Origin of the sequence: Pseudomonas sp. MF4836, from assembly GCF_002018875.1 — a bacterium.
Taxonomy (GTDB): domain Bacteria; phylum Pseudomonadota; class Gammaproteobacteria; order Pseudomonadales; family Pseudomonadaceae; genus Aquipseudomonas.
The window spans coordinates 529640-554776 of record NZ_MVOL01000003.1 but is presented as its reverse complement, the minus strand read 5'-3'; the positions used below and the strand labels follow the sequence as shown (position 1 = coordinate 554776).

Sequence of the window (25137 nt, the reverse complement as noted above, 5' to 3'; positions counted from 1 at the left end):
ACTTCGAACCTACTGATAGCACGAAGCCTGGAAGAACCAGGCTTGTGCTCATAAGGCATCAGATTAGAGGCAAAAAAGCCGCTATAGCGATTTTTCCGACACAATCCGGTGTCTTTTTACCATCTACCGCTTAGCCGCGAAACTCGCTGCGACCGTTGTACTTGGCTTTGCCATTCAATTGCTCTTCGATGCGCAGCAATTGGTTGTACTTGGAAACGCGATCGGAACGGCACAGCGAACCGGTCTTGATCTGGCCAGCCGCAGTGCCCACGGCCAGGTCGGCAATGGTCGAATCTTCGGTTTCACCGGAGCGGTGCGAGATGACGGCGGTGTAACCGGCGGCCTTGGCCATCTGGATGGCTTCCAGGGTTTCGGTCAGGGTGCCGATCTGGTTGAACTTGATCAGGATCGAGTTGGCGATCTTCTTGTCGATGCCTTCTTTCAAGATCTTGGTGTTGGTCACGAACAGGTCGTCGCCTACCAGTTGGATTTTCTCGCCGATCTTGTCGGTGAGGACTTTCCAGCCGGCCCAGTCGGACTCGTCCAGGCCGTCTTCGATGGAGATGATCGGGTAACGCTCGGTCAGACCTTTGAGGTAGTCGGCAAAACCTTCGGAAGTGAATACGTGGCCTTCACCGGACAGGTTGTACTTGCCGTCTTCATAGAATTCGCTGGCCGCGCAGTCCAGAGCCAGGGTCACGTCAGTGCCCAGGGTGTAACCGGCGTTGGCCACGGCTTCGGAGATCACTTTCAAAGCATCTTCGTTGGATGCCAGGTTCGGCGCGAAACCACCTTCGTCACCTACTGCAGTGCTCAGGCCACGGGCCTTCAGCACAGCCTTGAGGTGATGGAAAATCTCGGTGCCCATGCGCAGGCCTTCCGAGAAAGACTTGGCGCCAACCGGCTGCACCATGAATTCCTGGATATCGACGTTGTTATCGGCATGCTCGCCGCCGTTGATGATGTTCATCATTGGAACCGGCATCGAGTACACGCCTGGGGTGCCATTGAGGTTGGCGATGTGGGCGTACAGCGGCAGGTCCTGGTCCTGTGCAGCAGCCTTGGCCGCAGCCAGGGATACAGCGAGGATCGCGTTGGCGCCCAGGGTGGCTTTGTTTTCAGTGCCGTCGAGCTTGATCATCGCGTGATCCAGCGCTTTCTGGTCGCTTGGGTCTTTGCCCAGCAGCAGGTCGCGGATCGGACCGTTGATGTTGGCTACAGCCTTGAGCACGCCTTTGCCCAGGTAACGGCTCTTGTCGCCATCACGCAGCTCGAGCGCTTCACGCGAGCCGGTGGAAGCACCGGACGGCGCGCAGGCGCTACCGATGATGCCGTTATCGAGAAGCACGTCCGCTTCGACGGTGGGATTGCCACGGGAGTCGAGAACTTCACGACCTTTGATGTCGACGATTTTTGCCATTGTTGTAAACACTCCAAAGTTGACGAAAACGACGCAGCTGTAGGAAATCTCTTTACCGTCGGCAAGTGATGGGCAGCGGGCAGGCTTGCAGACGATAAGGCTCAGGCCCGAGGGCCTGAGAAATAATCGTGCGGTACTTTACCGGAGAAATCGGTTTTAGGCGGTTTCTACCGTCGGAAAACTCTTCACCAGTTCGTCCAGCGCCTTGAGCTGAGCCAGGAACGGCTCGAGCTTGTCCAGGCGCAGGGCGCAAGGACCGTCACACTTGGCGTTGTCCGGGTCCGGGTGGGCTTCCAGGAACAGGCCAGCCAGGGACTGGCTGATACCGGCCTTGGCCAGGTCGGTGACCTGGGCCCGACGACCACCCGCCGAATCGGCACGGCCGCCCGGCATCTGCAGGGCATGGGTCACGTCGAAGAACACCGGGTATTCGAACTGCTTCATGATGCCGAAGCCGAGCATGTCGACGACCAGGTTGTTGTAGCCGAAGCTGGAACCGCGCTCGCAGAGGATCAACTGATCGTTACCCGCTTCTTCGCACTTGCTCAGGATGTGTTTCATTTCCTGGGGCGCAAGGAACTGGGCTTTCTTGATGTTGATCACCGCACCGGTCTTGGCCATCGCGACCACCAGGTCGGTCTGGCGCGACAGGAAGGCCGGCAACTGGATGATGTCGCAGACTTCAGCGACGATCGCCGCCTGGTCAGGCTCGTGGACGTCGGTGATGATCGGCACGCCGAAGGCTTGCTTGATGTCCTGGAAGATCCGCATGCCCTCTTCCAGGCCGGGGCCACGGTAAGAGGTCACGGAGGAACGGTTGGCCTTGTCGAAGCTGGCCTTGAACACGTAAGGGATCCCAAGCTTCTGGGTCACCTTGACGTACTCTTCGCAGACCTGCATCGCCATGTCGCGGCTTTCCAGCACGTTCATGCCACCGAAAAGCACCATGGGCTTGTCGTTGGCAATCTCGATATCGCCTACACGGATGATCTTCTGGGCCATCAGGGTTTATGCCTTCTTCTGGTGTTGAGCCAAGGCCGCCTTGACGAAACCGCTGAACAACGGGTGACCGTCGCGCGGTGTCGAGGTGAACTCAGGGTGGAATTGGCAAGCGACGAACCATGGATGATCCGGTGCTTCAACCACTTCAACCAGCGCGCCATCACCGGAACGACCGGAGATTTTCAGGCCGGCTTCCATGATTTGCGGCAGCAGGTTGTTGTTCACTTCGTAGCGATGACGGTGACGCTCGACGATCACGTCCTTGGCGTAGCAATCGTGAACCAGGGAACCCGGCTCCAGCAGGCAATCCTGGGCACCCAGGCGCATGGTGCCGCCCAGATCGGAAGCCTCGGTGCGGGTTTCGACAGCGCCGGTGGCATCTTCCCACTCGGTGATCAGGCCCACGACCGGGTGACCGCTGGCGCGATCGAACTCGGTGGAGTTGGCGTCTTTCCAGCCCAGCACGTTACGTGCGAACTCGATAACGGCCACTTGCATGCCCAGGCAGATGCCGAGGTACGGCACCTTGTTTTCACGAGCGTATTGCACGGCGGTGATCTTGCCTTCCACGCCACGCAGACCGAAGCCGCCAGGTACGAGGATGGCATCGACACCTTCGAGCAGCGCGGTGCCCTGGTTTTCGATGTCTTCGGAATCGATGTAGCGCAGGTTGACCTTGGTCCGGTTGCTGATGCCGGCGTGACTCATGGCTTCGATCAGCGACTTGTAGGCGTCCAGCAGCTCCATGTACTTGCCGACCATGGCGATGGTGACTTCGTGCTCCGGATTCAGCTTGGCGTCAACCACGGCTTCCCACTCGGACAAGTCAGCGCTGCCGCATTGCAGGCCGAAACGCTCGACGACGAAATCATCCAGGCCCTGGGAGTGCAGGATGCCCGGAATCTTGTAGATGGTGTCCGCATCTTCCAGTGCAATCACCGCACGTTCTTCAACGTTGGTGAACTGGGCGATCTTGCGACGCGACGAGATGTCGATCGGGTGATCGGAGCGGCATACCAGCACGTCCGGCTGCAGGCCGATGGAACGCAGTTCCTTGACCGAATGCTGGGTCGGCTTGGTTTTGGTTTCGCCGGCGGTGGCGATGTATGGCACCAGGGTCAGGTGCATCAGCATCGCGCGCTTGGCGCCGACTTCGAAACGCAACTGGCGGATGGCTTCGAGGAACGGTTGGGACTCGATGTCACCCACGGTGCCACCGATTTCAACCATGGCCACGTCGGCATCGCCGGCGCCCTTGATGATCCGGCGCTTGATCTCGTCGGTGATGTGCGGAATCACCTGGATGGTCGCGCCCAGGTAATCACCACGGCGCTCTTTGCGCAGCACGTGCTCGTAGACACGGCCGGTGGTGAAGTTGTTGTTCTGGGTCATGGTCGTGCGGATGAACCGCTCGTAGTGGCCCAGGTCCAGGTCAGTCTCGGCGCCGTCGTGGGTGACGAACACTTCACCGTGCTGGAACGGGCTCATGGTGCCCGGGTCGACGTTGATGTACGGGTCCAGCTTCAGCATGGTGACCTTAAGTCCCCGCGCCTCCAGGATGGCCGCCAATGAAGCCGAGGCAATGCCTTTCCCCAATGAAGAAACAACACCGCCCGTGACGAATATGTAGCGCGTCATGAAAAACCCTAGAAGTCTGCGTTAAAGCGGTCCGAGCCGCCGGGGAAAGCGAAGGAAGGCCGAAGCCCCCGATCACCTGCATTAATCACAGTGCATCTTTCGAAAAAACCGCCGCGTTGTGACAGACCGGATGCAAAAACACCGGTACGTTGCTCGCTACACATTTTTTGGAATCGCCCAGCAAAGACTGCTTGGTAATCGGCAACTTCTGCAATTCAGGCGAATCCACAGAAGTTGTATCAAGAAGGGAGCGTAGTCTACCGGAAAGGGCCTTTCAGCTCAAACCTTGATCGCTCGTCGGCGGCTGCCAATGCAATTGCCAACAACCATGGGCGTTTGCGACAAGACCTGGCAGGTTTGCCACCGCCAACAACTGCTCGCCCTGATACAGCAGCGGCAATCTGCCACGGGCAAAGGCCGGCAGGCCACTTTCATTGAGCAAGCGCTTCAGGTCGCGATGGCCTCGACCCGGTAATTGCATGACTTCGCCACCTTGACGATAAGCCACCTGCAACGGTCCCCTGAGCCCCTGGCCGGTGATATGCAACTGCCCGTTATCCGGTAGCACCAGCGGTCGGGAAATGTCTGCCCAGGATGGCGCATCAGGCATCGGGCGCAACCAGGCGCCCGCCAACCACCACAACCGCCCGCAGGCTCGATGCAGTTCGCCGTCTGCCAGGCGCCAGATCGGACGCCCATCTTGCGCCGCATCGCGTAGCGTCTCCCAACCCACCCAGTGCTCGCTATCCGGCAAACGGCTGCGAAGGCTCAGCCAGTGGCTCAGGGCGTTGCGCTGGCGAGCGGGAGAAAGCGCTTGCAGGGGAGCCAACTCCAGTGACGGCAGGCGCAACCAACTGAAGTCGCTGGCAGTGTCGGCCGCAGCAAGATCCATCTGTGCCAGCTCATCGAGCAGCCCTTGAGCCTCACTCAAATGCGCCGCGCTGCGCGCCATGCTGGCCAGTGCCCGAGGCCAGCGAGCAGTGAGCTGGGGAAGCACCGCGTGGCGCAGGTAATTGCGTGAAAACTGCTGATCGAGATTGGAGGGATCCTCGATCCAGCTCAATCCACGCTCATCGGCATAACGCAGCAGTTCGGCCCGCGATACATCCAGCAACGGCCGCAGCAAATGCCCCAGGCCCAAAGGGCGGGATTCAGGCATCGCTGCCAGCCCTCTTGCCCCCGCGCCGCGCAACAGCCGAAACAACAAGGTTTCCGCCTGATCGTCACGATGCTGCCCAGTCAGCAGCAACTCGTTGCCAGCTGTTGCGCGCTCAAAGGCGCCGTAACGCGCATCACGGGCCGCACGCTCGAGGCTGGCGCCCTCTTGCACCTGCACGCGCATGACCTGCAAGGGCACCCCCAGCGCGTCGCACACCGACTGACAATGGGCCGGCCAGGCATCGGCCGCAGCCTGTAGACCGTGGTGGATATGCAGGGCAGTCAACGGTGGAAGTGGGTGTTGTTGCGCCAGATCGGCAAGCAGGTGCAGGAGGACGGTGGAGTCCAGACCGCCGGAATAGGCAATACGCCAGGCGCAGGCGTCACGCCAAGGAGCCAGGCGATGCAGCAATTGGGCAGATAGGTGATTCATCAACGGACAGGACCTGTGGGAGCCGGGCTTGCCTGCTGCAGACGCTGGAGCGGTGAAGGGATCCACCGCCGCGTCCGGACCGCAGGCAAGCTCGCTCCTACAAGAAGGAGCGACGGCGTATCAGAGACCGTAGCTCATCAGGCGGTCATAACGACGCTTGAGCAAGGTTTCGGTGTCCATGCCCTTGAGCATCGCCAACTGCGAAGTCAGCTCGGCACGGATCGAGGCAGCAGCGGCTGCTGGGTCACGGTGTGCGCCCCCCAGAGGCTCGCCGATCACCTTGTCCACAATGCCCAGGCCTTTGAGACGCTCGGCAGTGATACCCATGGCTTCGGCGGCATCCGGGGCTTTCTCGGCGGTTTTCCAGAGGATGGACGCGCAACCTTCTGGGGAAATAACCGCGTAAGTCGAGTACTGCAGCATGTTCAACTGGTCGCAAACGCCGATCGCCAATGCACCGCCAGAACCACCTTCGCCGATGACCGTGGCGATGATCGGGGTCTTCAGGCGGGCCATGACACGCAGGTTCCAGGCAATGGCTTCGCTCTGGTTGCGCTCTTCGGCGTCGATACCCGGGTAGGCGCCCGGCGTGTCGATAAAGGTCAGGATCGGCATCTTGAAGCGTTCGGCCATTTCCATCAGGCGGCAGGCCTTGCGGTAGCCTTCCGGACGCGGCATGCCGAAGTTGCGACGAACCTTTTCGCGGACTTCGCGGCCTTTCTGGTGACCAATGATCATCACTGGCTGGTCATCCAGACGGGCAACCCCGCCGACAATGGCAGCATCGTCCGAGAAGTGACGGTCGCCATGCAGCTCGTCGAACTCGGTGAAGATGTGGTCGATGTAGTCCAGGGTGTACGGACGACGCGGGTGACGCGCCAGACGAGCGATCTGCCAGCTGGTCAGCTTGCCGAAGATGTCCTCGGTGAGCGTGCTGCTTTTATCCTGCAGGCGGGAGATCTCATCGCCGATATTCAGCGAATTGTCATTACCGACCAAGCGCAACTCTTCGATCTTGGCTTGCAGGTCGGCGATCGGCTGTTCGAAATCTAGAAAATTCGGGTTCATAGGCGTCCGTCTTGGGTCGACATCCAAGAGAGCTTGGGTCGGCCGGTTGTCTATTCGCGCATTACCTTAAGGGACAGGCGCGTTCAGGTCGAGATTAAAATCCGGGTCGAGGTCAGGGCAAACCCGATAACGCAAGGAATGCCCGCTGACCGTCAACGGTATTGGAGGAAGACGTTGTCTCGCCCGAACTGGTCACGCAGGGCTTGAATCAATGCATCCGCCGGGTCGATTCGCCAGCCTTCGCCGAACTGCAGCAAGGCCTTGGAATCATCCCGGGCATATTCCATGGTCACCGGGCAGGCACCGCGATAACGCTTGAGCAACTCGCCCAACCAGCGTAGCTGATCACCCTTGAGGGCCTCGGTATGAACCTTGAGCCGCAGGCTTTCCGCCAGGTTGGTCCGCGCATCCTCCATGCTCATCACGCGCTTGACCCGCAGGCGCAGGCCGCCGGAGAAGTCATCGTTGCTGACCTCGCCCTCGACCACCACCATCGCGTCGGTCTGCAGCAGGGACTGCGCCGAATGGAAGGCCTCGGCAAACAGTGAAGCCTCAATCCGCCCCGAACGGTCGTCCAGGGTAATGAAGCCCATCTTGTCGCCCTTTTTGTTCTTCATGACCCGCAGGGCAATAATCATCCCCGCCACGGTCTGGGTATCCCGCGCAGGCTTCAGATCGATGATGCGCTGGCGGGCAAAACGTCGGATTTCACCTTCATACTCGTCGATCGGGTGACCGGTCAGGTACAGCCCCAGGGTATCTTTCTCGCCTTTGAGGCGCTCCTTGAGGGTCAGTTCCTTGGCCTTGCGGTGATTGGCGTAGACATCGGCGTCTTCTTCCACAAACAGGCCGCCAAACAGGTCGGCATGGCCGCTGTCGTGGGTCCGGGCCGTCTGTTCGGCCGCCTTGATCGCTTCTTCCATGGCGGTCAGCAACACCGCCCGGTTCTGGTCGATGTTGGCCTGATAGGCCTTGGGCTCATCGTGGAAATACGGGCCCAAGCGGTCCAGGGCGCCACTGCGGATCAAACCGTCAAGGGTGCGCTTGTTGATACGCTTGAGGTCCACCCGGGCGCAGAAATCAAACAGGTCCTTGAACGGCCCGGCCTGGCGCGCCTCGGTAATGGCCTCTACCGGCCCTTCGCCAACCCCCTTGATCGCCCCCAGGCCATAAATGATCCGACCTTCGTCGTTCACCGTGAACTTGAACTCCGAGGTGTTCACGTCTGGCGCATCGAGGCGCAGCTTCATGATCCGCACTTCCTCGATCAAGGTCACGACCTTGTCGGTGTTGTGCATATCCGCCGAGAGCACCGCAGCCATGAACGGCGCCGGGTAGTGAGCCTTGAGCCAGGCGGTCTGGTACGACACCAGGCCGTAAGCTGCGGAGTGGGATTTGTTGAAGCCGTAACCGGCGAATTTCTCCACCAGGTCGAAAATGTTACCCGCCAGGTCCGGGTCGATATTATTGGTGGCGCAACCCTCAATGAAACCGCCACGTTGCTTGGCCATTTCCTCGGGCTTTTTCTTACCCATCGCCCGGCGCAGCATGTCCGCACCACCGAGGGTGTAACCGGCCATGACCTGGGCGATCTGCATCACCTGTTCCTGATACAGGATGATGCCGTAAGTCGGTGCCAGTACCGGCTTGAGGCCTTCGTACTGGTAATCCGAGTGCGGGTAGGCCAGTTCGGCGCGACCGTGCTTACGGTTGATGAAGTCATCCACCATGCCCGATTGCAAAGGGCCCGGACGGAACAGGGCCACCAGTGCGATCAAGTCTTCCAGACAGTCGGGCTTGAGCTTTTTGATCAGCTCCTTCATGCCTCGCGACTCAAGCTGGAACACCGCCGTGGTTTCAGCCTTTTGCAGCAGGCTGTAGGTCGGCTTGTCGTCGAGCGGGATAAAGGCGATATCCAGCGGCTCTTCGTCGACCTTGGCCCGCTCGCGGTTGATGGTCTTGAGGGCCCAATCGATGATGGTCAGGGTCCGCAGACCGAGGAAGTCGAACTTCACCAGGCCCGCGGCCTCGACGTCATCCTTGTCGAACTGGGTAACCAGGCCATCGCCTTCTTCGTCGCAATAGATCGGCGAAAAGTCGGTCAGCTTGGTTGGCGCGATAACCACGCCACCGGCGTGCTTGCCGACGTTGCGCACCACGCCTTCAAGCTTGCGCGCCATCTCCCAGATTTCCGCCGCTTCCTCATCGACCTTGATGAAGTCGCGCAGGATCTCTTCCTGTTCGTAGGCTTTTTCCAGGGTCATGCCGACTTCGAACGGGATCATCTTCGACAGGCGATCCGCCAGGCCGTAGGACTTGCCCTGGACCCGCGCCACGTCCCGCACCACAGCCTTGGCGGCCATGGAACCGAAGGTGATGATCTGGCTGACCGCGTTGCGGCCGTACTTCTCAGCCACGTAGTCGATCACCCGGTCGCGACCGTCCATGCAGAAGTCGACGTCGAAGTCGGGCATGGAGACCCGTTCCGGGTTGAGGAAACGTTCGAACAGCAGGTCATATTCCAGCGGATCGAGGTCGGTGATCTTCTGCACGTAGGCCACCAGGGACCCGGCACCCGATCCACGGCCCGGACCTACCGGGACACCGTTGCTCTTGGCCCACTGGATAAAGTCCATAACGATCAGGAAGTAACCGGGGAAGCCCATCTGGATGATGATATCCAGCTCGAAATTCAAGCGATCGACGTACACCTGGCGCCGGGCTTCGTAGTCTTCGGTCGTGTCTTTGGGCAGCAGCACCGACAACCGCTCTTCCAGGCCGTCGAACGAGACCTTGCGGAAATACTCATCGATGGTCATGCCATCGGGAATCGGGAAGTTGGGCAGGAAGTGAGTGCCCAGCTTGACCTCGATATTGCAGCGCTTGGCAATTTCGACCGAGTTCTCCAGCGCCTCGGGCAAGTCACTGAACAGTTCGGCCATCTCATCGGCGCTTTTCAGGTACTGCTGGTCGCTGTAGTTCTTCGAACGCCGCGGATCGTCGAGGGCGCGGCCCTCACCGATGCAAACACGGGTTTCGTGAGCTTCGAAGTCTTCCTGCTTGATGAAACGCACATCGTTGGTCGCCACCAACGGTGCACCGAGCTTGTCGGCCAGGGCCACGGCTGCGTGCAACTGCTCTTCGTCATTCGGACGATTGGTGCGCTGGACTTCCAGATAGAAGCGATCCGGGAACACCGCCATCCAATCGCGAGCGAGGGTCTCGGCTTCCGCCAGGTCACCACTGATCAAGGCGATGCCGATCTCACCTTCCTTGGCGGCCGACAGCATGATCAAGCCGTCCGCGGCCTCGGCCACCCATTCCCGCTCGATAATCACCTGGCCATTACGCTGGCCATCGATAAAACCGCGGGAGATCAGCTCGGTCAGGTTGCGATAGCCGACGGCGTTCATTGCCAGCAGGCTGATCCGGCTCAGTGGGTTGTCCGGATCCTTGTTCGACAGCCACAGGTCGGCGCCGCAGATCGGCTTGATACCCGCGCCCATGGAGGCTTTGTAGAATTTGACCAGGGAACACATGTTGTTTTGGTCGGTGACCGCCACGGCGGGCATGCCCATGCCGGCCAGCGTCTTGACCAGCGGCTTGATCCGCACCAGACCGTCGACCAGTGAGTATTCAGTGTGCAGGCGCAGGTGAACGAATGAAGCCGGCATAGTGATCCTGTAAGTAAGCACAAAAACAACAAGGCCCGGATTGTACCGGGCCTCGGCTAAAACATCAGCCTCAGGACTGTGTCTCGCTCAAGCTCTCACGTGCTTCATAGGCTTGGCGGACCGGCGCGAACGAACGCCGGTGAATCGGCGTCGGCCCCAGGCGGGCCAGCGCTTCGAGGTGCACAGGCGTCGGATAACCCTTGTGGCCGCCGATGCCGTAACCCGGATAGATCAGCTCGAACGCCGCCATTTCACGGTCGCGACTGACCTTGGCCAGAATCGACGCTGCGGCGATTGCCGGCACCTTGCTATCACCCTTGACCACCGCCTCCGCGGGCATGGCCAACCTCGGGCAACGATTACCGTCGATCATCGCCAGCTTCGGAGTAATGCTCAGCCCTTCCACCGCGCGCTGCATGGCGAGCATGGTCGCGTGCAGGATATTCAGTTCGTCGATTTCCTCGACTTCAGCGCGGGCAATGCACCAGCTCAGGGCTTTCTCGCAGATCTCGTCGTAGAGTTTTTCTCGCCGGGCTTCGGTGAGTTTCTTCGAATCGTTGAGACCAAGGATCGGCCGGTTCGGATCCAGAATGACCGCCGCCGTGACCACCGCACCGCACAACGGACCGCGTCCGACTTCATCGACGCCGCACACCAGCTCTTCTGTGGCGGCTACCAGGGTAAAGTCCAGGCCCATCTGCATCTTCAGGTTACTCATTGCGCTTTGCCGATCAGGTTCAGGACTGCATCAGCCGCCTGGTTCGAGGCGTCCCGACGCAACGTCCGATGGATTTCGTCGAAGCCGCGAGTCTGCTCCTCGCCCCCCTCGATGAGCGGCGACAACGTCCGCGCCAGGGCTTCGGGCGTCGCCTCATCCTGCAGCAACTCGGGCACCAGCAAACGCTGGGCCAGCAAGTTGGGCAGGGAGATGTAGGGGCTTTTAACCATGCGCTTGAGAATCCAGAACGTCAGCGGCGCCAGGCGATAGGCGACCACCATCGGCCGCTTGTACAGCAGCGCTTCCAAGGTCGCGGTGCCGGAGGCAATCAGTACCGCATCGCAAGCCGCCAAGGCCCGGTGGGACTGGCCGTCAAGCAAGGTCAACGGCAAGTCACGACCGGCCAGCAGTTGCTCCAGCTGGCTACGGCGCTCGGGGCTGGCACAGGGCATGACAAAGCGCACGCCGGGGCGCATGGCTCGCAGACGTTGCGCAGTATCGAGAAACAGCGCACCCAGGCGCCCGACTTCACCGCCACGACTGCCTGGCATCAATGCCACCAGCGGGCCATCGGGCAAACCCAGTTCAGCACGAGCCGCAGCACGATCAGCTTCCAGCGGAATCGCATCGGCCAGGGAGTGACCGACAAACCGCACCGGGACACCCTTCTCTTCGTAGAATTTTGCCTCGAACGGGAACAGCGTCAGCATCAGATCGCAACCTTCGCGGATCTTCAGCACCCGCTTCTGCCGCCAGGCCCAGACGGACGGGCTGACATAGTGCACCGTCTTGATCCCCGCCTGTCGCAGCTTGAGTTCGATATTCAGGGTGAAATCAGGTGCGTCGATACCGATAAACACGTCAGGTTTTTCGGCGATGAGGGTCTGGATCAGCTTCTTGCGCCGTGCCAATAGCTCACGCAGCCGCCCCAGCACTTCCACCAACCCCATGACCGCCAGGCGCTCCATGGGGAAGTACGAAACTAGGCCCTCGGCCTGCATCAGCGGGCCGCCGACACCGATAAATTCAACCGCTGGATGCCGGGCCTTGAGTGCGCGCATCAAACCGGCGCCGAGAATATCGCCGGAGGCCTCGCCAGCCACCAGCGCAATACGCAGATTGCTCATGATTAACGAGTGATGCCACGGGTCGAAGACTGGATCGAGTCACGGAAGATCGCGACTTCGGGGAATTGCACAGAAGGCTCGGCCAACTCGGCCAGGGCCTGGTCAACGGTCAGCCCCTGGCGGTACACCACTTTATAGGCGCGGCGCAGGGCGTGGATCGCGTCTTCGCTGAAACCACGGCGGCGCATGCCTTCAAAGTTCATGCTGCGGGCTTCCGCGGGGTTGCCGAATACCGTGACGAACGCGGGTACATCCTTGCCGATGGCAGTGCCCATGCCGGAAAAGCTATGGGCGCCAATATGGCAATACTGGTGAACCAGGGTGAAACCGGAGAGGATTGCCCAGTCATCCACGTGCACATGCCCGGCCAACGCGGTGTTGTTGACCAGGATGCAGTGGTTGCCGATCACACTGTCATGGCCGATGTGGGCATAGGCCATGACCAGATTGTGGTCGCCCAAGGTGGTTTCGGAGCGATCCTGGACCGTACCGCGGTGAATGGTCACGCCTTCACGGATGACGTTGTGGTCTCCGATCACCAGGCGGGTTTCTTCACCCTTGTACTTGAGATCGGGCGTGTCCTCACCTATCGAGGAAAACTGGTAGATGCGGTTATGTTTGCCGATCCGGGTTGGCCCCTTGAGAATCACATGGGGGCCAATCACTGTACCCTCGCCGATTTCCACACCAGCGCCGACGATCGACCAGGGGCCGACCTCGACGTCGTCGGCCAGAACGGCCGTCGGATCGATGATTGCGCGAGGGTCAATCAAACTCATAGCTTGCGTTCCGCACAGATGATTTCAGCGGAGCAGACTGGCTTGCCATCGACCGAAGCCTGGCACTCGAACTTCCAGATCTGACGCTTGCAGCTGAGGAACTTGGCTTCAAGGATCAGTTGATCACCCGGCAGCACCGGCTGGCGGAAGCGCAGCTTGTCGGAACCAACGAAGTAGTAAAGGGTGCCATCGGCCGGCTTCACGTCCAGCATCTTGAAACCAAGGATGCCGGCAGCTTGAGCCATCGCCTCGATGATCAGCACGCCCGGCATGATTGGATGCGCGGGAAAGTGACCATTGAAGAAAGGCTCGTTGATGCTGACATTCTTGTAGGCACGAATGCGCTTGCCCTCAACATCCAAGTCCACCACCCGGTCCACCAGCAGGAACGGGTAACGGTGAGGCAGGTATTCGCGAATTTCGTTGATGTCCATCATTTCGTGGGGAAGCCTGTAGTAAAGATTGGGAGCGCGCGACTAATGCGTGCTCCTCTAGCAAATCAAGGAGGCAGTCTAGCGGCTGTGCACACTTGATATGGAAATGGTTTCAGCCATCTGATGAAGCATTACCGTCAGGGGTCACGTCCCCAACGCGCTTTTCCAGATGCCGCAGGCGTCGCGCGATGTCATCGAGCTGACGGATACGGGCCGCGCTTTTGCGCCACTCGGCAGCAGGTTGCATGGCAGTACCGGAGGAGTAGGAGCCAGCCTCGGTAATCGAGTGGGTCACCATGGTCATCCCGGTCAGGAAAACGTTGTCACAAATCTCGATATGGCCGACCAACCCGACACCACCTGCAAGCATGCAGTGCTTGCCAATCTTGGTGCTGCCGGAAATCCCCACACAGGCGGCCATGGCGGTGTGATCACCGACTTGCACGTTGTGGGCGATCTGAATCTGGTTGTCCAGTTTCACACCATTGCCAATGACGGTATCGGCCAGGGCGCCACGGTCGATGGCGGTATTGACGCCAATCTCCACATCGTCGCCAATGGTGACCCCGCCAATCTGGGCAATCTTCTGCCAGACGCCCTTCTCATTGGCGAATCCAAACCCTTCGCCACCCAGTACCGCACCGGACTGAATGACCACTCGCTTGCCGATCCGCACGTCGTGATACAGCGTGACCCTTGGCGCAAGCCAGCCGCCTTCGCCAACCACGCTGCGAGCCCCCACAAAGCAATGCGCACCAACCGTCACCCCGGCGCCAATCGACGCGCCGCTTTCGACCACCGCAAACGGCCCGATACTGGCCGACGGATCGACCACGGCGTCATCGGCAATCACCGCTGAGGGATGAACGCCAGCCACAGCCTTGGGCTTGGGGTCGAACAGATGGGAAATTCGCGCATAGGCCAGATAAGGATCAGGCACCACCAACGCATCACCGGCATAACTCTCGGCATCAGCCGCTTTAAGCAGCACAGCACCCGCCTGGCTATCAGCCAGGTACTTGCGGTACTGAGGATTTGCCAAAAAGCTCAACTGAGCTGGGCCAGCCTCCTGCAAGGTGGCTAGCCCAGTGATTTCTTTCTCCTGGTCGCCACGCAAGGTGGCGCCGAGGAACTCGGCCAATCGGCCGAGCTTAATAATCGCGGTCATGGGTTACTTCAGCTGATTCATGCGCTCGATAACCTGGCGAGTGATGTCGTACTGAGGTTTGACATCAATGACTGCGCCACGCTCGAAGACCAGGTCGAAACCACCCTTCTTGATCACTTCTTCCACTGCGCTGTCGAGCTTGGGCTTCAGTTGCTTGAGCATTTCGCGGTCGGCAACAGCCTTGGCTTCGTTCAGCTCCTTGGACTGGAACTGGAAGTCACGGGCCTTTTGCTTGAATTCAAGCTCCAGGCGCTCACGCTCGCCCTGCTGCATCTTGTCGCCACCGGCAACCAGACGATCCTGAATGCCCTTGGCACTGCTTTCCAGAGTCTTGAGCTTGGTCAACTGAGGACCGAACTTCTTCTCGGCATCCACTGCGTATTTCTTCGCAGCGTCCGACTCCAGCAGAGCCATCTGATAGTTCAGTACCGCGATCTTCATGTCTGCAAAGACCGGGGTCGCGACCAGAACGGTGGCCAGGAGAACCAATTGAGTCAACTTACGCACGATGCACTCCTACAAAATCCATTGTCATTATCTTGGATCAGACTCTTAGAAAGTCTGACCGAGGGAGAATTGGAACACCTGGGTTTCAGCGTCATCCGGTTTCTTGATCGGCATCGCCAGGGCGAAGCTCAATGGTCCCAGGGCGGTGACCCATGTCACACCGACACCCACCGAACTGGCCAGATTGCTGAGACTGATGTCGTTACATTCCGTTTTAACGTTCGAAGCGGCGATGGTGTTGGAAGTCGAATCGCACTTGGAACTGAACACGTTACCCACATCCCAGAATACCGAGGTACGCAGGGAGCGCTGATCTTTGACGAACGGCAGCGGGAACAGGATCTCGGCACCACCCTGGATCAGAACGTTACCGCCGAATGGCAGTGGATCCTGATCCGGGTCGGCCGCTGTACCGGCGTTACCTGTCACACCTACACCACGACTCGGCGTACTGCGTGGACCCAGGGTGCTGTCCTTGAAGCCGCGAACCGAGTTGAAGCCACCAGCATAGTAGTTCTCGTAGAACGGCAAGCCCTTGGTGTCGCCAAAACCATCGCCATAACCCAGTTCGGTGTGCAGGCGCATGGTGTAGTTTTCGCTCAGAGGCTGGAACAACTGGCCACGGTAGTCGAGTTTGAAGAACGACAGGTCACTGCCAGGCGTAGTGGTTTCCAGAACCAGGCTCTGAGAGTGGCCACGGGTTGCCAGAACACCTTTGTTCAAGGTCGACTCGGACCAGCCGGCCGAAGCCTTGAAGTTCAGGTAGCTGTCGCCCTGCTTGTTCACGAAGTCGAAGATTTCGTCGACGGTGTACAGGCCAGTCTTGATCTTGTCTTGTTGCGCGGTCAGGCCGAAGGTCAGACGCGAGGTCTCGCTGATCGGGTAACCCACGCTGACACCCGCCCCCAGGCTGTCAACGGCATAGCTGGCAACATCGACATCAAGGTCTTTGTAGTCAGTGGTGCGATAGAAAGCGTTGTAACCCAGGCTCACGCCGTCAGCGGTCCAGTAGGGGTCGACATAACCGAAGTTATAGCGGCTCTGGTATTCACTGCGGGTCAAACCGATGCTGACCTTGTTACCCGTACCCAGGAAGTTGTTCTGAGTGATGGAACCACCCAGGATCAGGCCCGCACTCTGGGCGAAACCGACGCTGGCGGTGATCGAACCGGACGCTTGCTCTTCAACTGCATAGTTGACGTCGACCTGGTCATCGACACCCGGAACTGCCGGGGTTTCGACGTTGACTTCCTTGAAGAAGCCCAGGCGCTCAAGACGGGTCTTGGATTGATCGATGAGGTAGGTCGAAGCCCAGCCACCTTCCATCTGACGCATTTCACGACGCAGCACTTCGTCTTCGGACTTGGTGTTGCCACGGAAGTTGATGCGGTTGACGTAGGCACGCTTGCCTGGATCCACGACAAAGGTGATGTCGACCGTGTGGTCTTCATCGTGCGGCTGAGGCACGCCGTTGACGTTGGCGAAGGTGTAGCCCTCGTTACCCAGACGGCGGGTGATCAGTTCGGAAGTAGTGGTCATCAGCTTGCGCGAGAACACCTGGCCTTTTTCCACCAGCAACAGGGACTTGACCTGGTCTTCAGGCACTTTCAAGTCGCCACTGAGCTTGACGTCGCGAACGCTGTACTTTTCGCCTTCGTTCACGTTGACCGTGATGTAGACGTGCTTTTTGTCCGGGGTGATGGACACCTGGGTCGAAGCGATATCCATATTGATATAGCCGCGATCCAGATAGTAGGAGCGCAGACGTTCCAGGTCACCGGAGAGTTTTTCACGGGCGTACTTGTCGTCGTTCTTGAAGAACGACAACCAGTTGGTGGTCTTGAGTTCGAACAGGCCGATCAGGTCTTCGTCAGGGAATACAGTGTTGCCCACGACGTTGATGTGCTGGATCGCAGCAACCGTGCCTTCGTTGATGTTGACCTTGAGGCCGACGCGGTTACGCGGCTGCGGCACCACTTCGGTGTCGACGGTGGCCGAGTAGCGACCCTGAGCGACGTACTGGCGCTGCAGCTCGTTACGCACGCCTTCGAGGGTCGCACGCTGAAAGATTTCACCTTCGGCCAGACCGGACTGCTTCAGGCCTTTCATCAGGTCTTCAGTCGAAATCGCCTTGTTGCCTTCGATCTCGATACTGGCAACAGACGGACGTTCGACTACCGTAATGACCAGGACGTTGCCATCGCGGCCCAGCTGGATGTCTTGAAAGAAACCGGTTTTGAACAGCGCACGAGTGGATTCCACCAGGCGACGATCATCCGCCTGCTCGCCGACGTTCAACGGCAAGGCACCAAAGACGCTACCCGCGGAGACCCGCTGGAGGCCGTTGACGCGGATATCGGAGATAGTGAAGGACTCGGCGTGAACTTCGGCGATCATCAATACGGTGAGAACCGCAGTTAGCAGCAGACGTTTCATGAAGTCCTTTCTTATTCCAACTGGCAATAAACAAACTGCCGCAAAATGCGGCAGATTCGCAATTCAGCGAAGCGTTACAGTCGACCCAAATCGTTGACCAGGGCAAGTAACATCACCCCGACCACCAAGCTGATACCGATCTGTATCCCCCAACCCTGCACCCGATCCGACAAGGGGCGACCACGCACCCACTCGATCAGATAGAACAACAAATGCCCCCCATCCAGTACAGGAATGGGCAGCAAATTCAGAACCCCCAGGCTAATACTCAGATAAGCAAGGAAATTCAGGAAATCAGCGACACCCGACTGGGCAGAAGCGCCCGCCACTTTAGCAATGGTTATCGGTCCACTCAAGTTTTTTACCGAGAGCTCGCCGAACAACATTTTCTTCAGTGAATCGAGGGTCAATACACTCATGGTCCAGGTGCGTCGGGCACCTTCGCCAATAGCCGCCAACGGACCGTAGCTGACCTCGCGAATCATCTCCGGCGGCCAATCGACCGCTTTCACTCCAGCGCCCAGATAACCGGTAGCCGCCTTGGCTTCGCCACGGCTTGCCAAAGTCACAGGGACGTCGATTTGAGCACCATCACGCTCGACTTGCAGCACAATTTTGGTATCAGGACGTACACGCACCCAATCGACGACCTGCTGCCAATCACCCAGCGCCTGACCATCCAGCGCCAGCAAGCGATCGCCGGTCTTCAACCCGGCCGCCAGGGCCGGCCCTTTCGGGTCGAGCTCAGCCAAAACCGGAGGCAACGCAGGTCGCCAAGGTCGAATCCCCAGGGAGTGGATCGGGTCCGGCTCATCTGCACCCTTGAGCCACTTGTCCAGCACCAGCTGGCGCGGCGAGTCGACCGTCGCACCCTGCTCTCGCACCGAGAACAGCAACGAGCCACTCTCGCCCAGACGTCGCACCAACTGCAGGTTGACCGCGGCCCAACCCGATGTCGGCTCGCCGTCGATGGCGACGATTTCCTCGCCGACATTCAAGCCGGCCTTGGCAGCAATACTGCCCGCCTCCACCGCGCCGATGACCGGTCGTACCTGCTGGCTGCCGAGCATCGCCAACACCCAGAAGAACACCAGGGCCAGCAGGAAGTTGGCAATCGGGCCCGCCGCAACAATGGTGATACGCTGGCGCACGGACTTGCGATTGAAAGACTGATCGAGCTGGTCGGCAGGCACCTCGCCTTCGCGCTCATCAAGCATCTTCACGTAGCCGCCCAGCGGGATCGCAGCGATGACAAACTCAGTGCCACGGCGGTCATGCCAGCGCAGCAGCGGCATACCAAAGCCCACGGAGAAACGCAGAACCTTGACGCCACAGCGGCGCGCCACCCAGAAGTGGCCGAATTCATGGAAGGTAACCAGCACGCCCAACGCAACCAGGGTGCCGACAATCATATAGAGCGCGCTCATCTACTTTCTCCGCAATCCTATCCGGTGCCGACCGCTTGGCCAGTCACAACGCCTATCGCCCGTTGCGACTCAACCATTGCTCAGCCAAGGCACGGGCTTTGGCGTCCGCCGCGAACACAGCGTCCAGTTCGTCGACCGCAACCACCGGCTCGAGGCTTAAAACTTCTGCGATGATACTCGCGATCTCAGGGTAACGGATGCGCCGTTCGAGAAACGCAGAAACTGCCACTTCATTGGCCGCATTCAGCATGGCCGGAGCGCTATTGCCTGCCTCCGCCGCCTGACGCGCCAAGCGCAAGCAGGGGAATCGCTGTTCATCCGGGGCCTGGAAATCCAGGCGCGCAATGGCAAACAGATCCAGGGGCGCAACACCGGAGTCGATGCGCTCAGGCCAGGCCAGGGCATTGGCGATAGGCGTGCGCATATCGGGATTGCCCAACTGCGCCAGCACCGAACCGTCCACATAGTCGACCAGGGAGTGAATCACGCTCTGAGGATGGATCACCACTTCGACCTGGGAAGGCTTGGCGTCGAACAGCCAGCACGCCTCGATCAGCTCCAGGCCTTTATTCATCATGCTCGCGGAGTCGACCGATATCTTGCGCCCCATCGACCAGTTGGGATGAGCGCAGGCCTGCTCCGGAGAAACATCCTGCAACTCATTCAACGGCGTCTGCCTGAATGGGCCACCGGACGCGGTCAGCAGGATCCGTCGTACACCGACATTGCTCAAGCCGCGGGAAAAGTCCGCTGGCATGCACTGAAAAATCGCATTGTGCTCACTGTCGATCGGCAGCAGTACCGAGCCACTTTTACGCACAGCCTGCATGAATAAGGCGCCGGACATCACCAGCGCCTCTTTATTGGCCAGGAGAATCTTCTTCCCTGCCTCGACCGCCGCCAGGGTCGGGCGCAAACCCGCCGCGCCAACAATGGCCGCCATGACCGCATCGACCTCGGGGTCGGCAGCCACCTGACACAAACCTTCTTCACCCACCAGGACCCGGGTCTGCAGCCCGGCAGCACGCAGGTCATCCTGCAGGCTGCCGGCTGCTGCGGCCTCAGGCACCACGGCAAAGCGCGGCGCATGACGCACGCACAGCGCCAACAACTCCGCCATGCGACTGAAGCCGCTCAAGGCAAACACCTGGTAACGCTGCGGATGCCGGGCAATCACATCCAGGGTACTGAGGCCGATAGAACCTGTGGCGCCGAGAACCGTAATCTGCTGAGGACGACTCACAATCCAGCCATCCACAACAGCACCGCAAACACCGGAATAGCAGCCGTCAGGCTGTCGATGCGATCCAACACACCGCCGTGACCGGGCAACAGGTTACTGCTGTCCTTGATCCCGGACTGGCGCTTGAACATGCTCTCGGTCAGGTCGCCGACCACCGAGATAAACACCACCAGCGCTGCACCCAGCAGGCCCAGCAGTATCTGAGCGACAGACCAATCGCGAACCAGGCCCACCACCGCGGTGATCACCAGGCTCAGTGCCAGGCCGCCATACACGCCTTCCCAGCTCTTGCCCGGACTGACCTGCGGCGCCAGCTTGCGCTTGCCGAACGCCTTGCCGGAAAAGTAGGCGCCGATATCAGCCCCCCAGACCAGAACCATCACCGCCATGATCAACCAGTTGCCCAACGGCAGCTGCTTGATGAACACCAGGCCTTGCCAGGCCGGCAACAGGATCAACAGGCCGATCACCAGCTTGGCGGCAGCGCCCGCCCAATGTTCGCTGGTGCGCGGATAGGTCAGCACCAGGAAGGTCGCTGCCGCCCACCAGAGCACCGCAGCACCCAGCACCCAGGGCGCGATGCCGGGCACCAGGTACATGAGAAACAGCAACACCGCGACCACCGCGGCATATACCACGCGTGCCGCCTGGCCATCGAACCCGGCCAGACGCGCCCATTCCCACGCCCCAAGCGTCACTACCAGCCCGATAAACAGGGCGAAACCGGCTCCCTGGAGCAGGAAGAACCCGCACAAGGCGATCGGCAGCAGGATCAGCGCAGTAATGATTCGTTGTTTAAGCATTAAACCGGGGCTCCAGCCTCGACCTGCTCGCTCGTTTTACCGAAGCGTCGCTGGCGAGAAGCGTAATCGGCCAGCGCAGTACGCATGGCATCGTGTTTGAAGTCCGGCCAGAACAGGTCGGAGAAGTACAGCTCGGCGTAAGCCAACTGCCACAGCAGGAAGTTACTGATGCGGTGTTCACCGCCGGTACGGATGCACAGGTCGGGCAACGGCAGGTCGCCGGTCGCCAGGCAGGTCTGCAACAACTCCGGAGTGATGTCCTCCGGCCGCAGATGACCGGCCTGCACTTCGCGCGCAAGGCGCTGGGCGGCCTGGGCAATGTCCCACTGACCGCCGTAATTGGCGGCGATCTGCAGGATGAAGCGATTGCTGCCCGCCGTGATGGCCTCAGCCTCGCGCATCGCCGCCTGCAGTTCCGGGTGGAAGCGCGAACGGTCACCGATGATCCGCAGGCTGATGTTGTTCTCATTGAGACGCTTGGCCTCGCGACGCAGCGCCTTGAAGAACAGATCCATCAAGGCACTGACCTCGTCCGCCGGACGCTGCCAGTTCTCGCTGGAAAAGGCGAACAGGGTGAGCACTTCGACCTTGGCCTCGGCGCACACCTCTATCACTGCACGAACAGCGTCGACACCCGCTTTATGCCCGGCGACACCGGGCATAAAGCGTTTTTTAGCCCAGCGATTATTACCGTCCATGATGATCGCGACATGTCGCGGCACCGAAAACGATACGGACTGCTTGGTCTTTTCCATGAAAACGTCTGACCCTTATACGGCCATCAAATCCGCTTCTTTCTGCTTGGTGGCGGTTTCGATATCAGCCACCGCCTTGTCGGTCAGCTTCTGCACGTCATCAGCGGCACGACGCTCTTCGTCTTCGCTGATTTCCTTTTCCTTGACCAGGTCTTTCAACTGGCTCAGCGCATCGCGACGGATATTGCGCACGGCAATCCGCGCGTCTTCCGCTGCGTCACGCGCCTGCTTGGCGAAAACCTTACGGGTTTCTTCGGTCAGGGCAGGCATGGAGATCAACAGCAATTCGCCCAGGTTGGTCGGATTGAGGTTCAGGCCGGCGCTCTGGATTGCCTTGTCGACAGCCGCCAGCATGTTGCGCTCGAACGCCACGACTTGCAGGGTGCGGGAGTCTTTTACAGTGACGTTGGCCACTTGGCTCAGCGGGGTGTCCGAACCGTAGTAAGGCACCATCACGCTGCCCAGGATGCTCGGGTGCGCCTTGCCGGTACGGATCTGACCAAATGCATGGGCCAGGGATTCCAGGGATTTTTTCATGCGCTCTTGAGCGTCTTTCTTGATCTCGTTGATCATTGTTGGCCTTCCTCGATCAGGGTTCCTTCGGCGCCACCATGCACAATATTGAGCAGGGCGCCGGGCTTGTTCATGTTAAATACACGCAACGGCATTTTGTGGTCGCGGCACAGGCAGATGGCTGTCAGGTCCATGACACCCAGCTTGCGATCCAGCACTTCATCGTAAGTCAGATGATCGAACTTCTCGGCATGCGGGTCTTTGAACGGATCTGCAGTGTAAACACCATCGACCTTGGTTGCCTTGAGCACTACGTCGGCATCGATCTCGATCGCGCGCAGGCACGCAGCGGAGTCGGTGGTAAAGAACGGGTTGCCGGTACCGGCAGCGAAAATCACCACTTCCTTGGAGTTCAGGTGGCGCATGGCTTTGCGGCGATCATAGTGATCGGTCACACCCACCATGGAAATAGCCGACATGACGATGGCCGAGATATTCGCACGTTCCAGCGCATCACGCATGGCCAGGGCGTTCATCACAGTGGCCAGCATGCCCATGTGGTCGCCCGTGACACGATCCATGCCCGCTGCACTCAGCGCTGCGCCACGGAACAGGTTGCCGCCGCCAATCACCAGACCGACCTGAACGCCGATGCCGACCAGCTGGCCAACCTCCAGCGCCATGCGATCCAGGACTTTGGGGTCGATCCCGAACTCTTCCGAGCCCATCAGGGCCTCGCCGCTAAGCTTGAGTAGAATGCGTTTATAGCGAGCTTGATAACCACTGCCCTGCTGAGCCATTGCGAATCTCTCCTGCGGCGTATTTTAAAAAATTCTCTGCAAGCTGTTTGCAGCCTGCGCTTACTCTAGCTTGACGCTGTCACAGCGCCATCAGAACACGGCTTTGTAAGCCAGTTCCGGAGGCAGCCAACTAAAATTGGCCTCCCCATTTGAAAAGAGGCTGCGCGCGTGAGCGGGCAGCCTCTTCAGGGCGACAGTTGAAAACTGTCTTATTGCTTGCTGGCAGCCAGCTGGGCAGCAACTTCTTCAGCGAAGTTGTCGACCGGCTTCTCGATGCCTTCGCCTACCTGGAAGCGAGTGAAGGAAACGATTTCAGCGCCGCCTTGCTTGGCCAGAGTGCCGATGGTCACTTCTGGATTCTTGACGAAAGGCTGCTCAACCAGGCTGGCTTCAGCCAGGAACTTGCTGATACGGCCAGCAATCATCTTCTCGACGATTTCAGCAGGCTTGCCCTTCATCTTGTCTTCGTTGAGGCTCAGGAACACGGCTTTTTCGCGTTCGATGGCTTCAGCGGAAACTTGCGAAGGCAGCAGGAACTCAGGGTTGCTGGCCGCTACGTGCATGGCGATGTCTTTAGCCAGTTCAACGTTGCCGCCTTTGAGGGCAACCACAACGCCGATCTTGTTGCCGTGCAGGTACGAACCCAGCACGTCAGCTTCAACGCGAGCCAGACGACGGATGTTGACGTTCTCGCCTACTTTGCCAACCAGCGCTTCACGAGCCGGCTCTTGAGCAGCGATCAACGGAGCAACGTCGGTCAGCTTGTCAGCGAACGCTTTTTCAACGCTGGCAGCAACGAAGTTTTTGAAGTCTTCTTGCAGAGCCAGGAAGTCGGTTTGCGAGTTGACTTCGATGATCACGGCAGCTTTGCCGTCTTCTTTGATGGCGATCGCGCCTTCAGCAGCTACGTTGCCTGCTTTTTTGGCTGCTTTGATCGCGCCCGAAGCACGCATGTCATCAATGGCTTTCTCGATGTCGCCGCCAGCCTTGGTCAAGGCCTTTTTGCAGTCCATCATGCCTTCGCCAGTACGCTCACGCAGTTCTTTAACCAACGCTGCAGTAATCTCTGCCATTTTCAAATTCCTCTTGGATAGGTTTTCAACCATTCCACCCGACCGAACGGGCGATCAAATCTTGAGCTCTGCCTCGAATACACTTGATAGCCGCATCGCGTTACAAAACAGCAAATACGCACACAACAAATGATTTCCGAGTTGGCAAAAAGGGGGCCAAGCCCCCTTTTTGCTTACTGAGTCAACGCCAAGGCGTCAATTACTCAGCTGCAGCTACCGGAGCTTCTTCGACGAACTGCTCGGTGCCGCCAGCAACGTGGTTGCGACCCTTGATAACAGCGTCAGCCATCGCACCCATGTACAGCTGGATAGCGCGGATTGCGTCATCGTTGCCTGGGATGATGTAGTCAACGCCTTCCGGGCTGCTGTTGGTATCGACTACGCCGATTACCGGGATACCCAGCTTGTTGGCTTCGGTGATCGCGATGCGCTCGTGATCAACGTCGATAACGAACAGTGCGTCTGGCAGACCGCCCATGTCCTTGATACCACCCAGGCTACGATCCAGCTTTTCCAGATCGCGAGTGCGCATCAGCGCCTCTTTCTTGGTCAGCTTGGCGAAGGTGCCGTCTTCGGCTTGCACTTCAAGGTCACGCAGACGCTTGATGGAAGCACGGATGGTTTTGAAGTTGGTCAGCATGCCGCCCAACCAGCGGTGATCGACGTACGGCGAACCGCAACGTGCTGCTTCTTCAGCAACGATCTTGCCAGCGGAACGCTTGGTGCCGACGAACAGAATCTTGTTTTTGCCCTGGGCCAGGCGCTCTACGAAAGTCAGAGCTTCGTTGAACATTGGCAGGGTTTTTTCAAGGTTGATGATGTGAATCTTGTTACGCGCGCCGAAAATGTACTTACCCATTTTCGGGTTCCAGTAACGGGTTTGGTGACCGAAGTGCACACCGGCCTTCAGCATATCGCGCATGTTGACTTGGGACATGATAGTTCCTTAATAAGTCGGGTT

At 59.2% G+C, this 25137-nt stretch carries 21 protein-coding genes; all 21 read right to left on the bottom strand.

Going from position 1 to position 25137, the window contains the following annotated elements; translation table 11 throughout:
* Positions 1-130: 130 nt before the first annotated feature.
* The 21 genes from eno to rpsB all read right to left on the bottom strand — a co-directional run bounded on the left by eno (position 131) and on the right by rpsB (position 25113).
* Positions 131-1420 (bottom strand): phosphopyruvate hydratase, encoded by a 1290-nt coding sequence (eno, locus tag MF4836_RS09250; RefSeq protein WP_078470079.1) that lies wholly within the window; start codon positions 1418-1420, stop codon positions 131-133.
* A 156-nt stretch (positions 1421-1576) separates the two neighbouring features.
* Complete coding sequence (kdsA, locus tag MF4836_RS09245; RefSeq protein ID WP_020296605.1) at positions 1577-2422, bottom strand: 3-deoxy-8-phosphooctulonate synthase; 846 nt, start codon at positions 2420-2422, stop codon at positions 1577-1579.
* Positions 2423-2428: 6 nt separating this feature from the next.
* On the bottom strand, positions 2429-4060 hold the full coding sequence (locus MF4836_RS09240) for a CTP synthase (RefSeq protein WP_020296606.1): 1632 nt from the start codon (positions 4058-4060) through the stop codon (positions 2429-2431).
* A gap of 274 nt (positions 4061-4334) precedes the next feature.
* Positions 4335-5651 (bottom strand): tRNA lysidine(34) synthetase TilS, encoded by a 1317-nt coding sequence (gene tilS, locus MF4836_RS09235; RefSeq protein ID WP_078470078.1) that lies wholly within the window; start codon positions 5649-5651, stop codon positions 4335-4337.
* Positions 5652-5771: 120 nt separating this feature from the next.
* Positions 5772-6719 carry an acetyl-CoA carboxylase carboxyltransferase subunit alpha gene (locus MF4836_RS09230; RefSeq protein WP_078470077.1) on the bottom strand — a complete coding sequence of 316 codons (948 nt, stop codon included), beginning with the start codon at positions 6717-6719 and terminating at the stop codon, positions 5772-5774.
* 152 nt (positions 6720-6871) lie between these two features.
* Positions 6872-10393: a DNA polymerase III subunit alpha gene (dnaE, locus tag MF4836_RS09225; RefSeq protein ID WP_078470076.1), complete on the bottom strand. Its 3522-nt coding sequence runs from the start codon at positions 10391-10393 to the stop codon at positions 6872-6874.
* Between the two features lie 70 nt (positions 10394-10463).
* Positions 10464-11096: a ribonuclease HII gene (gene rnhB / locus MF4836_RS09220; RefSeq protein ID WP_153050226.1), complete on the bottom strand. Its 633-nt coding sequence runs from the start codon at positions 11094-11096 to the stop codon at positions 10464-10466.
* 11 nt (positions 11097-11107) lie between these two features.
* The gene (gene lpxB / locus MF4836_RS09215; RefSeq protein WP_078470074.1) at positions 11108-12238 is read right to left on the bottom strand and encodes a lipid-A-disaccharide synthase; all 1131 of its coding nucleotides are present in this window, start codon (positions 12236-12238) and stop codon (positions 11108-11110) included.
* 2 nt (positions 12239-12240) lie between these two features.
* Entirely contained in the window at positions 12241-13017 is a 777-nt protein-coding gene (lpxA, locus tag MF4836_RS09210) for an acyl-ACP--UDP-N-acetylglucosamine O-acyltransferase (protein WP_078470073.1), read from the bottom strand.
* Positions 13014-13454, bottom strand: coding sequence for a 3-hydroxyacyl-ACP dehydratase FabZ (gene fabZ, locus MF4836_RS09205; protein WP_007907157.1), 441 nt, complete (start codon positions 13452-13454; stop codon positions 13014-13016). The genes lpxA and fabZ overlap by 4 nt, the downstream gene beginning before the upstream one ends.
* Positions 13455-13563: 109 nt before the next feature.
* Positions 13564-14619, bottom strand: coding sequence for a UDP-3-O-(3-hydroxymyristoyl)glucosamine N-acyltransferase (lpxD, locus tag MF4836_RS09200; RefSeq protein ID WP_078470072.1), 1056 nt, complete (start codon positions 14617-14619; stop codon positions 13564-13566).
* 3 nt (positions 14620-14622) lie between these two features.
* On the bottom strand, positions 14623-15126 hold the full coding sequence (locus MF4836_RS09195) for an OmpH family outer membrane protein (protein WP_020296614.1): 504 nt from the start codon (positions 15124-15126) through the stop codon (positions 14623-14625).
* Between the two features lie 45 nt (positions 15127-15171).
* The gene (gene bamA, locus MF4836_RS09190) at positions 15172-17562 is read right to left on the bottom strand and encodes an outer membrane protein assembly factor BamA (protein ID WP_020296615.1); all 2391 of its coding nucleotides are present in this window, start codon (positions 17560-17562) and stop codon (positions 15172-15174) included.
* A gap of 74 nt (positions 17563-17636) precedes the next feature.
* Entirely contained in the window at positions 17637-18989 is a 1353-nt protein-coding gene (gene rseP / locus MF4836_RS09185; RefSeq protein ID WP_078470071.1) for a sigma E protease regulator RseP, read from the bottom strand.
* Positions 18990-19041: 52 nt separating this feature from the next.
* Positions 19042-20232 carry a 1-deoxy-D-xylulose-5-phosphate reductoisomerase gene (ispC, locus tag MF4836_RS09180; RefSeq protein WP_078470070.1) on the bottom strand — a complete coding sequence of 397 codons (1191 nt, stop codon included), beginning with the start codon at positions 20230-20232 and terminating at the stop codon, positions 19042-19044.
* Positions 20229-21035 carry a phosphatidate cytidylyltransferase gene (locus MF4836_RS09175; protein ID WP_078470069.1) on the bottom strand — a complete coding sequence of 269 codons (807 nt, stop codon included), beginning with the start codon at positions 21033-21035 and terminating at the stop codon, positions 20229-20231. The genes ispC and MF4836_RS09175 overlap by 4 nt, the downstream gene beginning before the upstream one ends.
* Positions 21035-21790 (bottom strand): polyprenyl diphosphate synthase, encoded by a 756-nt coding sequence (uppS, locus tag MF4836_RS09170; protein WP_078470068.1) that lies wholly within the window; start codon positions 21788-21790, stop codon positions 21035-21037. Before uppS ends, MF4836_RS09175 begins: the two co-directional genes overlap by 1 nt.
* 15 nt (positions 21791-21805) lie before the next feature.
* The gene (gene frr, locus MF4836_RS09165; protein WP_020296620.1) at positions 21806-22363 is read right to left on the bottom strand and encodes a ribosome recycling factor; all 558 of its coding nucleotides are present in this window, start codon (positions 22361-22363) and stop codon (positions 21806-21808) included.
* On the bottom strand, positions 22360-23103 hold the full coding sequence (pyrH, locus tag MF4836_RS09160) for a UMP kinase (protein WP_003189161.1): 744 nt from the start codon (positions 23101-23103) through the stop codon (positions 22360-22362). The genes frr and pyrH overlap by 4 nt, the downstream gene beginning before the upstream one ends.
* Positions 23104-23312: 209 nt before the next feature.
* A complete protein-coding gene (gene tsf, locus MF4836_RS09155) occupies positions 23313-24176 on the bottom strand; it encodes a translation elongation factor Ts (protein ID WP_020296621.1) in 864 nt (287 codons plus the stop codon).
* 199 nt (positions 24177-24375) lie between these two features.
* Positions 24376-25113, bottom strand: coding sequence for a 30S ribosomal protein S2 (gene rpsB / locus MF4836_RS09150; protein ID WP_020296622.1), 738 nt, complete (start codon positions 25111-25113; stop codon positions 24376-24378).
* Positions 25114-25137 lie beyond the last annotated feature (24 nt).